Raw genomic sequence first — 10871 nt, 5'->3', positions numbered from 1 at the left:
TTCTTTTGGGTGATGCTCTGCATAGTAGGTGAGTGTGTAGTTGGTTTGGCTCACCATTAGGTATTGGCAGTAGTCTAAGCGTGTGATTGGTTTTTTTGTCATGCCTTATGCTACTATTATAGTTTATTCCCCTTATGCAAAAAAATTACGGTTTTGCGTAAGTCCTAAGATAAAATCATTAGCCTTTAACTTTTTTTAAACATGCCCAAAAAACAAGTTATTGTTTATAAAAAACTTATTTTTAATATATTTGCAGTAGAGTATAAAACTGTATTTTTATTAAAAAATATATTGCTTTAATGTGAAAAGTCTTTATAATGAACTTTATGCAATAGAGACTAGTTACAGTTATTAGCTCTACTGCATAAAATTTCATTTATGAAAAGATGGTCTGCAAACTTACTTTTCATAGTTGAATTACCAATAATTTACTAAAGGAAACTCACATGAGAGTATATCTTAAAACTTCTGCTAATCATAGCAAAACCTCAATCATAAACCTATCGGAGGTGTGCTATGCAAACTAAGCTCAAAAACATCGCCTACGCCTACTCGGGCATGACCATGCGTACGGCTGTTGATCAAGTCGATGATGGTGATAGTAAATTATTACAAGGTAATAACCTATCAGCAGATCAAAGCTCATTTGATGCCAGCAACCTTACCAAGATTAATCAAGATAGTAATAGACAAACCTATCTCAAGCATAACTCTATTGTGGTTATTAATCGTGGTAAGCCTGTTGCATATCTATTTACAGGATCTGAATCAGACAAGGTTATCGTTAGTCATCTCTTTAGCGTGATTGAGTTATCAAGCGAGACGACAGCTACTATCTTGCCTGCCTACCTCGTTTGGTATATTAACAATGCCTTAGTAGCCAAAAGCCACTTTGAGAAAAATAGCCAAGGTGTACATCTTATGATGACGAGTATTAATACTATTAAGCGATTACCTATTGTGATACCGTCTATAGCAGAGCAACAACAAATACTCGAACGTGAGGAACAAAGTATTAACGAGCAAGCCTTGTTTGAATCTTTAATCAAGCTCCGTCAAGAGTATAATCATGCTCTTAATCAGCAAGTAATCACCGATGCTCAACAATCTACATTTGTTAGTATCTAAAACTAACAATATTTAAAGGATATACCCATGAAAACTTCTACTAATAAAGAGTTATCAGATTTTAACCTAAGCCCAATACATAGTAAATTAACCAGCGTTATTTGGTCGGTCGCTGATAATCTACGAGGCACATATCGCCCACCACAATACAGAGAAGTGATGCTCCCGCTTATTGTATTAGCTCGCTTTGATGCTGTGTTAGCACCTTATACCGATCTTATGAAAGAAGTGTATGACAAAGATCAAGCAGAGCCTGAACATGAAAGAATGAATGAGATTTTTTTGGGTAAAGCTATTTTTGCAAAAATTCAAGAATTTGATGCAACGGCAGTTGAGCGTAAAAATGCCTTGTACAATACCAGTGGCTTTAATCTACAACGTATTATCGCTGATGCTGAAAATATATCAGCTAACTTAAACAAGTATATACAAGGCTTTTCGCCAAAGGCTAGAGATATTTTTGCCAAGTTTGAGTTTGAAAATGAGATTATCAAACTTGATGAAAAAAATATCCTGTTTAAAGTCGTTAATGAGTTTGTCAGCGATATAAAAAAGGCAGGCTTGAAGCTATCGCCAGAGCATATCTCCAATCTACAAATGGGCTATGTGTTTGAAGATTTAGTAAGACGCTTTAATGAGCAAGCCAACGAAGACGCAGGCGATCACTTTACTCCTAGAGAAGTCATTGATCTAATGGTGAATGTTATCTTTGCCGAAGATAAAGATGAGCTAATCGTATCAGGTACTTATAAATCAATATATGATCCAACAGCAGGCACGGGTGGTATGCTATCAGTTGCCGAAAAGCATTTAAAATCGTACAATCAACATATCAATCTTACCTTATATGGTCAAGAGTATAATGCCGAATCGTATGCTATCTGCTGTGCCGATCTACTGATTAAAGATGAGCCTGCCGATAATATCATCTATGGTAATACCCTAGGCGTAAAAGATACCAAAAGTACCAACAGTCTAGCTAATGACTTTGTAGCCGAAGATGGTCACAAGGGTAAGAAGTTTCATTATATGTTTGCCAACCCTCCGTATGGTGTCAAGTGGGCTAATGAAGAGAGCTTTATTAGAGATGAAGCCGAGAAAGGCTTTGACGGTCGCTTTGGGGCAGGCTTGCCACGCATTAATGATGGTTCGTTACTCTTTTTACAACACATGATTGACAAGATGCATAATGCTCCTGATGATGGTGGCGATGGTTCACGTATTGCCGTAGTGTTTAACGGTTCGCCAATGTTTACAGGCGATGCGGGCAGTGGTGAGAGTAATATCCGCCGTTGGATCATCGAGAATGATTGGTTAGAAGCGGTCATTGCCCTACCCGATCAGATGTTTTATAACACAGATATCTATACTTATATATGGATAGTATCCAATAAAAAATCTGATGCTAGAAAAGGCAAAGTACAGCTTATCGATGGTACTCAACATTATCAAAAGATGCGTAAGAGCTTAGGTGGTAAGCGTCATGAATTATCACAAGCCCATATTGATGATATTACCAAACTGTATAGCGACTTTGAACATGATAAGACAAGCTCATTAATCAAAGATAAGCACGGTAAGCCAAAGGTAGCGAGTAAGATATTTAATAATAGTGACTTTGCTCATGTCAAGATTACCGTAGATCGTCCATTACGTCTCAACTTCCAGATCAGTGCCGAGCGTATCGCTAAATTAGAGACTCAAAGTGCCTTTATCAACCTTGCTAAGAGCAAAAAGAAAAAAGACGCTAAGCTTATAGCCGAAGAAGAACAGGCAGGCAAGCAACAGCAAACCGCTATCCTAGATATGCTCAAGGCTATGCAGTCTGACACTCTATACAAAGACCGTGCCGAGTTTATCAAAGTGCTTGATCCAAAATTAAAGGCATTAACGGTCAATAATGAAAGCTTTAAAGTATCTGCAACTATCAAAAATGCGATTATCGAGGCATTAAGCGAGCGAGATCAAACCGCTGAAGCCTGTAAAGACAGTAAAGGCAACCTAGAAGCCGATAGCCAATTAAAAGACACCGAGCTTGTCCCCTTGCCTGCCAATATCAGCTTGCCACTACCACTTCATTATGACAATGAGACGGGGCTAGATGAGCTAATCGATCTCGTAAAAGAGGATTGTGAAGCCTATATGCAAGCGGAGGTATTGCCTCATGTGCCTGATGCGTGGGTGGACTATAGCAAGACCAAGATCGGCTATGATATACCGCTTAATCGTCATTTTTATGTATATGAGCCACCACGTCCATTAGCGGATATTAAGGCGGATATTGAGACACTAGAGCAAGAGGTATTGCAATTATTAAAGGGGCTTAATGTATGATACAGGCTGTTAATAATGTGAATAATACAGCTAATGGGTTTATAGTCTATCCAGACTATAAATCCAGTGGCGTAGCGTGGTTAGGCGATATTCCTAGTCATTGGGAAGTTAAAAAATGTAAATATATTTTTGAATTTTCAGGAGGTTTGAATATAACTAAAGCTAACCTAATAGATAAAGGTATTCCTTGTGTAAATTATGGCGAGGTTCATTCTAAATATGGCTTTGAAGTTGATCCTGCTCTACATGAGTTAAAATGTGTTTCTAATGACTATTTGAATACACACCCAAACGCTGTCATCAAAAAAGGAGACTTTGTTTTTGCTGATACTTCAGAGGATTACGAAGGTTCGGGTAATTTTACTCATCTAAATTCTGATATAGTTACATTTGCGGGTTATCATACGGTTGTTGCAAGACAAAATATCCATAATCACAGATTTTTAGCTTATGTATTTGATTCACAAAAATTTAGAAATCAAATACAAAATAGCGTGAGTGGTGTAAAAGTTTTTAGTATTACTCAAGCAATATTAAAAAACTCTTTTATTTGGTTTCCTGATCATCAAGAACAACAAGCCATTGTTAATTTTCTTGATGAGAAGACAGATCATATTGATAGACTAATAGACAAACAACAGCAATTAATTAACAAACTAGCCGAACAACGCACCGCCATTATTAGCCATGCCGTTACCAAAGGCTTAAACCCCAACTCACCAATGAAAAATAGCGGTGTTGAATGGTTAGGCGATATTCCTGAACATTGGGAGGTTAAACGGTTAAAGTACCTAGTTAGTTGTAATGATGATGTTTTAAGTGAAAAAACAGATGCTGATTATGAAATCAATTATATTGATATTTCAAGTGTATCGCTAACAGAAGGGGTCAAGCATAAAGAACATTTGTTATTTCATAAAAGCCCTTCTCGTGCAAGAAGAATAGTTATTAAAGGTGATGTAATAATTTCGACAGTTAGAACTTATTTAAAAGCAATTGCACAAATCGAAGAAGAAAGTGATAATCTAATTGTATCTACAGGTTTTGCGGTTCTTAGAAGTAAAGAAAATTTATTTGATAAGTTTTTAGGCTATTGGGTGCAATCAGAAATAATCATATCTAAAATTATGGCTAATTCCAATGGTGTAAGTTATCCTGCAATTAATGCTACAGATATTGTTAAGTTGCCTATTGTAAGCTTACCTTTAAACGAGCAACAAGCCATTGTTAATTATTTAGATGAGAAGACCGCTAACATTGACAAAATGACACAAGCGACCAAAAGCACCATTGATAAACTTAAAGAATATCGATCCGCACTCATCACCCAAGCCGTAACAGGAAAAATAGACGTGCGACACCTAGCCAATACCAACCCTAACCAACACAAATGATACACACAAGGAATAACCATCATGAAACGACACATAGAAGAACGCTTTGAATACGAAATAGAACAAAACCTACTCAATCAAGGAGGCTACACACAAGGCAACCCAAAAGCCTATGACAAAGACAAAGCCCTATTTATTGATGATATCATAACCTTTATCCAAACTACTCAGCCAACAAGATGGCAAAGAGTAAAAAACAACATGGGTAGTGACGACAAAGCAAAAGAAAGAATCATAGCCGACCTAACAAACGCCCTAAAAGGTGAAGGCGGATCACTATCGGTACTGCGTAACGGCTTTCGCTGTATTGGCAAACCGATCAAAATGGCATACTTTAAGCCCAATACTAGCATTAACGAAGATACACAAAAAAAATATGATGATAATATCGTCACAGTCACAAGACAGATAAAAACCGAACATAACGAAATACCCGATATTGTGCTATCCATTAACGGCATACCTATAGTCACGATGGAGCTAAAAAACGAAATCTCTGCGACTAACTGGACGGTAGAAGATGCTATCTATCAATATAAGCATGAGCGTAATGCTACAGGTAAGCTGTTTAATTTTAAAACTCGTACCTTAGTCCACTTTGCACTAGATACCGAAAACTGCTATATGACCACTAGGCTAAATGGTGCTGATACCTTCTTTTTACCCTTTAACCGTGGTAATAATAATGGTGCAGGTAATGCACTGATCAAAGGCAAGCACAGCACCTCATATCTATGGGAAGAAGTATTAACCAAAGATAGCCTAATGGAGATCGTACATCGCTATATACACTTAGAAAAAACCGTTAAAAAGATAAAGACCGATCTAGGCTATCGAGATAAGGTAAGCGAGGTCATGATCTTCCCTCGTTATCATCAACTTGATGTGGTGCGTAAGCTGATTAAGCATAGTAAAGACAACGGATCTGGGCATAATTATCTTGTGCAACACTCGGCAGGCTCGGGCAAGTCCAATTCTATTGCGTGGCTGTCTCATCAGTTATCCTCATTGCATAATGCTAATAATGAAAAGATATTTAACTCTGTGATAGTAGTTACTGATAGATTGGTGCTTGATAAGCAATTACAAGACACCATTAGTCAATTTGATCATAAAGCAGGCGTGATCGTCAATATTGATAAAAACTCTAAACAACTAGCCGAAGCGATTGCCAGTGATACGCAGATCATTATCACCACTATTCAAAAGTTTCCCTTTGTACTCAATGCCATTAAAAAAATGCGAGAAGATGGCGGTAATATCAGCCTATCGACTAAGGATAAACGCTTTGCCATAGTGGTTGATGAAGCTCATAGCTCACAAACAGGCGAATCAGCAAGCCAATTAAGAAAGCTACTCAATAGAGACGGCATTGATAGTGCTATCTTAGAAGAGTATATAGAAGATGATGACGATGAGCATGAAAACCTTGATAAATCGGCTCAAATTGCATTGGCAAGAGAAGCAAGCAAACGCCAAAAACAACCAAACTTGAGTTATTTTGCCTTTACTGCTACCCCAAAATGGAAGACCTTAGCTGTGTTTGACGAGGCAGGCGAGAACGGAAAAGCACCATTTCATAGCTATACCATGAAGCAAGCGATAGAAGAAGGCTTTATCATGGATGTATTGTCTAACTATGTCTGCTATGAGCAATACTTTAAACTGTTAAAAATATCTCAAGATAATAAAGAGCTATCTAAAAATAAGCTAAAGTCTGAGCTATTAAGGTTTGTAAACATTCATCCAAGTGTGATCTCGCAAAAAGTAGAAATCATAGTCGAACACTTTAGAACAGTAACTATGAGCAAGATTGGCGGACGTGCCAAGGCTATGGTGGTGACAGACTCTCGCAAATCAGCCGTGCAATACAAGCTAGCCTTTGAAGACTATATCAAACAAAAGGGCTATACAGGTATCAAGGCATTGGTTGCATTCTCTGGTAAAGTCAGCTTAGACGATACAGGCAAAGAATATACCGAAGTGGCTATGAATGGCGGTATCCCTGAAGCCAAGCTCAAAGATAGCTTTAATACTGATGATTATAAAGTATTATTAGTCGCAGAAAAGTATCAAACAGGCTTTGATCAGCCGTTATTGCATACTATGTTTGTCGATAAAAGATTATCAGGGGTGCAAGCGGTGCAGACGCTATCAAGGCTTAACCGTACCACCACAGGTAAGACAGATACCTTTGTACTTGATTTTGTCAATACGCATGAAGATATACATAAGGCGTTTAAAGATTATTATACCGTTACCCATGTTAATGAATTACCCGACAGCGAAAAGCTAGACTCATTAGCCACGCAGATTGATGAATATAAAATCTACGTGCAAGATGAAGTAGATGAGCTAGTCAATTTATGGCTATCAACAGAAACCGTAGTGCGTAAAAATGATAGTGTGCATGGAAAGATGAATCACATACTAGCTAAGGCAGTAGAACGCTATGAAAACATAAAAGACAGTAGCGAAGAGATACAAGAAGAGAATAAACGCAAGTTTAAAAGTGATGTACAAAGCTACATTAACCTATACTTGTTTGTATCGCAGATCATAAGCTACTCGGACACTAGCCACGAAAAACGCTTTATTTATCTAAGGGCATTACTCGCCAAGCTACCTAAAGGCAGTAAAGAACCTAAAATCGATATTACTAAAGATGTGGTACTACAGTATTATAAGCTAGAAAAAATGCACGAAGGTGCAATCAATCTAGGTGAAGGCGAAGCAGGCGGGCTAAAAGGCTCTACCGATGTAGGTACAGGCAAGCCAAAGACTATTAGCAATATCGAAATAATGATAAATAAACTCAATACCGACTATGGCACAGACTTTACACCAGCCGATCGACTCTTCTTTGATCAAGTGTTATTAGATAGTATGGATAGTGAAACGATTTTGCAGGCATGTAAAGCAAATTCATTAGAAACCTTTACTGATTTTTTATTCAATCAATTAGATGATTTGTTTTTTAAAAGATTAGAGGGTAATGAAGAGATTTGTAATACAATTAATAACAATGAGAAGCTAAAACGTAAAGTAGCAAAACACATGGCTAAAGAGCTTTATAACCGTCAATAAGATGGATCATTGTTTTATAAATTTGTTTTATCGTATCAAAAAAGAGCTGATTCGAACGGCTCTTTTTATAAGGCTGTAGTGGTACAATAAAATGATACAGTAAATAAGAGGTTTTTATTAACAAAAAAGAATTTAATTTTATTATCGTTATTGAAAAAGATATAGATGGATTATTGCATTATGAATTTTGACTAATAAATGTGCAATAAGGCATTTAGAAAAATGAAAGAGTTTGGCATTACCTGCTGGCGAGGCTTCTAATGAAGCAGTCGATCCTGCCCTATACCACGCTTCTAATGAGAATAATACCACAGCCGATAACGATAATTCAAGTCAATTTGATAAGCTGTCTGATACTGCTACAGGCGACTATGTTATTAATCTGTTTTTTGATGATGACTTAGTGAACCGTACCGAGATTGTCGGAGACCCAGAACTCTGAGACAAAAGATACTTCTACTTTCAGCGTACTATAAGCGAGCAAATCCAAAATAGCAAGAATTTTTATACTAATTAGTATAAAAATAAACATAAAGTATTTTTTAGATGCTATCGTATAAAATAAAAAATTATCGTATAATTCTGCCTATCATTTTATCTTGCCAATAACAGTCCACTTGCAGCATGAAAAAACTTAGCTTTAAACAAAAAATGATGATTGAGCGAGAAAACTTGATCATCCAAACGGTCAATCATTTGCTTGCCACCAAGGGCTATGATGCCATGACCGTGGACGAAATCGCCGATACGGTCGGTATTGCCAAGGCATCGCTGTACCGTCATTTCCCTAGCAAAGAGGCATTGGGGATGGCGGCATTGGTCGATATTATGGACAAAGCACGCCAAGAAATTGAGCAACTAAACGCCCAAGATGTATCCGCATTAAATAAACTCAAAGGCTTAACGCAATGGGCGATGCGACTAAAATTAAACAATAAAATGCCCAATTTACCGAGTCAAAATTCTCAACTTCGTGAAGTCTTACTTGCTAATGATGATTACACCAATAATCTGATTTTGATGTCAGATAGCCTTGGTGAATGGATAGAACAAGCCCAAGCGGATGGCGAATTGGGTACACATGTGCCTGCCTTAGCCATACTGTATACGCTATATGCCCGTGCCTGTGACCCTGTGTTGGGCTTTTTAAAAAGCTCAAAAATGTATGATGATGATGCCATTATCGACATTGTGACAGCGACTTGTTTTGATGGCTTACATTGATTTTATTGCAATGAGTAAAGGATAGAGTATGCATAATTTTGTGATTTACCGTGAACATGGCATTACGCTTGAGCAAGCTTTTGCGATTACTGAAGCTTGGATTATTTCTGCAGAATAAGACTATAAAATGCAATGCGAAGTGGACAGACAAGCAGATAAAATGACCGTGCAATTTAAACGGGCAGGTGTTGACGGTATTTTGGTGGTTGATAGCCGAGTGTTTGATATGAAGACCAAATTGGTTTTTTTATTCAAAAGTTTTTTGCCTTTGATTGAAAAGACTGTACAGGGCAACTTGGATAAAGCTCTGGCTGATGCCAAGCAAAATACGCCGTCATAACTTTTGCACGACGCTTATTAAACCATGTCAGCATTTACGGTCAGTATTATTTTTCCGCATCAATTGTTTGCGGACGTCACGCTGTGGCAAGATGAATGTATTTTGATTGAAGAGAGGCTGTTGTTTCGGCAATATCCTTTTCATCAAAGTAAAATTTGCTTTCACCGTGCCAGTATGCAGGCATATCGAGACAAGCTGTTGCGTGCGGGCAAGACCGTGCATTATATCGATAGCTTATCGCCTTATCAGCGAGTCAGCGATTTAATTTTTTCTATACAGCAGGTAATCGCTCAGCCTGTGCAGCAAATACATATCGTAGATGTGATGGATGATTGGCTAGGTAAATCAATTCAAAAAGCAAACTAGATACCGTCAGCAAACAACTTGGATTGAAGGGTTAAACGATGATGGCAAGCGTTATTTGGCAATTATCCATCAGACTGCAGATGGCAAAGAAGTATATTTAAAATCGTATCGACTAGATAATAGTAAAGTCGAGAAATTGAAAAGCAAAGGTATGGTGTTGTTTGAACGTCCTGAATGGGATAAATGACTAGGAGAACGCTACCCAATTCTCGGTTTGATAATTCAAACCCCACCACGCCAAAAAGCCAAAAGCTAATGCGGAAGTCGGCAGACTATAACTTTCCTAAGGGCTAGTCATTTTTATCAGATTAAGGTTTTTTTACGAAAAGGTCAAGTATGCTATTAGAATTTGATTTACAACATGACATCGTGGTCAATGTCTTAGAACAGGTGCAAGGCAATCTGCAAAATGATGCCATGCTCAAAGATATAGGCGAACACTTGGTGGCAACCACACAAGACCGCTTTCGCACGTCCACTGCCCCCGATGGCTCACGCTGGCAAGAAAACAGCTCGGTGACTTTATGGAATACCTTGGAAGACCGTCATTTTCGCCGTGATGGCACAGTCAATCGACGTGGGCAACATCGCTTTAATAGCAAAAAGCCCTTAATCGGCGTTGGGCAAAATGGCGGTGCGTTACAAGATATAGCAAAAGAAAAATAAAATTGGTACAATATAACTATGGCATACTCACAAGACTACCGACAAATGATACTAGCGAAACTCGAATCAGGGATACCTTATCGAGCGTTAGCTAGTGAATATAACATCAGCAAATCCACTATTCAAAACTGGAAAAAACAACCAGAGCGTAAAGTGGTTACCACACGTAAATCGAAGATAGACATGGACAAACTACGCCAAGACATAGAAACCTATCCAGACCACTACCAACGAGAACGAGCCGAAAGATTTAACTTAGGACTTACGCAAAACCGTAATTTTTTTGCATAAGGGGAATAAACTATAGTAGCATAAGGCATGACAAAAAAACC

The 10871-nt window shown here is 37.9% G+C and carries 11 protein-coding genes; all 11 read left to right on the top strand.

Annotated elements, in window-relative coordinates:
• The first annotated feature begins 516 nt into the window (after nt 1-516).
• The 11 genes from ACEYX7_RS09305 to ACEYX7_RS09255 all read left to right on the top strand — a co-directional run bounded on the left by ACEYX7_RS09305 (nt 517) and on the right by ACEYX7_RS09255 (nt 10830).
• The gene (locus ACEYX7_RS09305; RefSeq protein WP_374900480.1) at nt 517-1128 is read left to right on the top strand and encodes a restriction endonuclease subunit S; all 612 of its coding nucleotides are present in this window, start codon (nt 517-519) and stop codon (nt 1126-1128) included.
• A 27-nt stretch (nt 1129-1155) separates the two neighbouring features.
• The gene (locus ACEYX7_RS09300) at nt 1156-3462 is read left to right on the top strand and encodes a type I restriction-modification system subunit M (RefSeq protein WP_374900479.1); all 2307 of its coding nucleotides are present in this window, start codon (nt 1156-1158) and stop codon (nt 3460-3462) included.
• Nucleotides 3459-4856 (top strand): restriction endonuclease subunit S, encoded by a 1398-nt coding sequence (locus ACEYX7_RS09295; protein WP_374900478.1) that lies wholly within the window; start codon nt 3459-3461, stop codon nt 4854-4856. Before ACEYX7_RS09300 ends, ACEYX7_RS09295 begins: the two co-directional genes overlap by 4 nt.
• Before the next feature lie 21 nt (nt 4857-4877).
• Nucleotides 4878-7943 carry a type I restriction endonuclease subunit R gene (locus tag ACEYX7_RS09290; RefSeq protein ID WP_374900476.1) on the top strand — a complete coding sequence of 1022 codons (3066 nt, stop codon included), beginning with the start codon at nt 4878-4880 and terminating at the stop codon, nt 7941-7943.
• Nucleotides 7944-8175: 232 nt separating this feature from the next.
• The gene (locus tag ACEYX7_RS09285; protein WP_374807092.1) at nt 8176-8385 is read left to right on the top strand and encodes a hypothetical protein; all 210 of its coding nucleotides are present in this window, start codon (nt 8176-8178) and stop codon (nt 8383-8385) included.
• A 182-nt stretch (nt 8386-8567) separates the two neighbouring features.
• On the top strand, nt 8568-9167 hold the full coding sequence (locus tag ACEYX7_RS09280) for a TetR/AcrR family transcriptional regulator (RefSeq protein WP_374805270.1): 600 nt from the start codon (nt 8568-8570) through the stop codon (nt 9165-9167).
• Between the two features lie 127 nt (nt 9168-9294).
• Complete coding sequence (locus tag ACEYX7_RS09275; RefSeq protein WP_374807091.1) at nt 9295-9507, top strand: polyhydroxyalkanoic acid system family protein; 213 nt, start codon at nt 9295-9297, stop codon at nt 9505-9507.
• 24 nt (nt 9508-9531) lie between these two features.
• On the top strand, nt 9532-9873 hold the full coding sequence (locus tag ACEYX7_RS09270) for a cryptochrome/photolyase family protein (protein ID WP_374805268.1): 342 nt from the start codon (nt 9532-9534) through the stop codon (nt 9871-9873).
• A 55-nt stretch (nt 9874-9928) separates the two neighbouring features.
• A complete protein-coding gene (locus tag ACEYX7_RS09265; protein WP_374805267.1) occupies nt 9929-10060 on the top strand; it encodes a hypothetical protein in 132 nt (43 codons plus the stop codon).
• 149 nt (nt 10061-10209) lie between these two features.
• Nucleotides 10210-10539 carry a phage virion morphogenesis family protein gene (locus ACEYX7_RS09260; protein WP_374805265.1) on the top strand — a complete coding sequence of 110 codons (330 nt, stop codon included), beginning with the start codon at nt 10210-10212 and terminating at the stop codon, nt 10537-10539.
• An 18-nt stretch (nt 10540-10557) separates the two neighbouring features.
• Nucleotides 10558-10830, top strand: a complete 273-nt coding sequence (locus ACEYX7_RS09255; RefSeq protein ID WP_374805264.1) for an IS630 transposase-related protein — start codon at nt 10558-10560, stop codon at nt 10828-10830.
• Nucleotides 10831-10871 lie beyond the last annotated feature (41 nt).

Origin of the sequence: Hubeiibacter jixunmingi, assembly GCF_041928215.1 — a bacterium.
GTDB lineage: Bacteria > Pseudomonadota > Gammaproteobacteria > Pseudomonadales > Moraxellaceae > Acinetobacter.
This window is presented reverse-complemented; position numbering and strand designations above follow the sequence as displayed.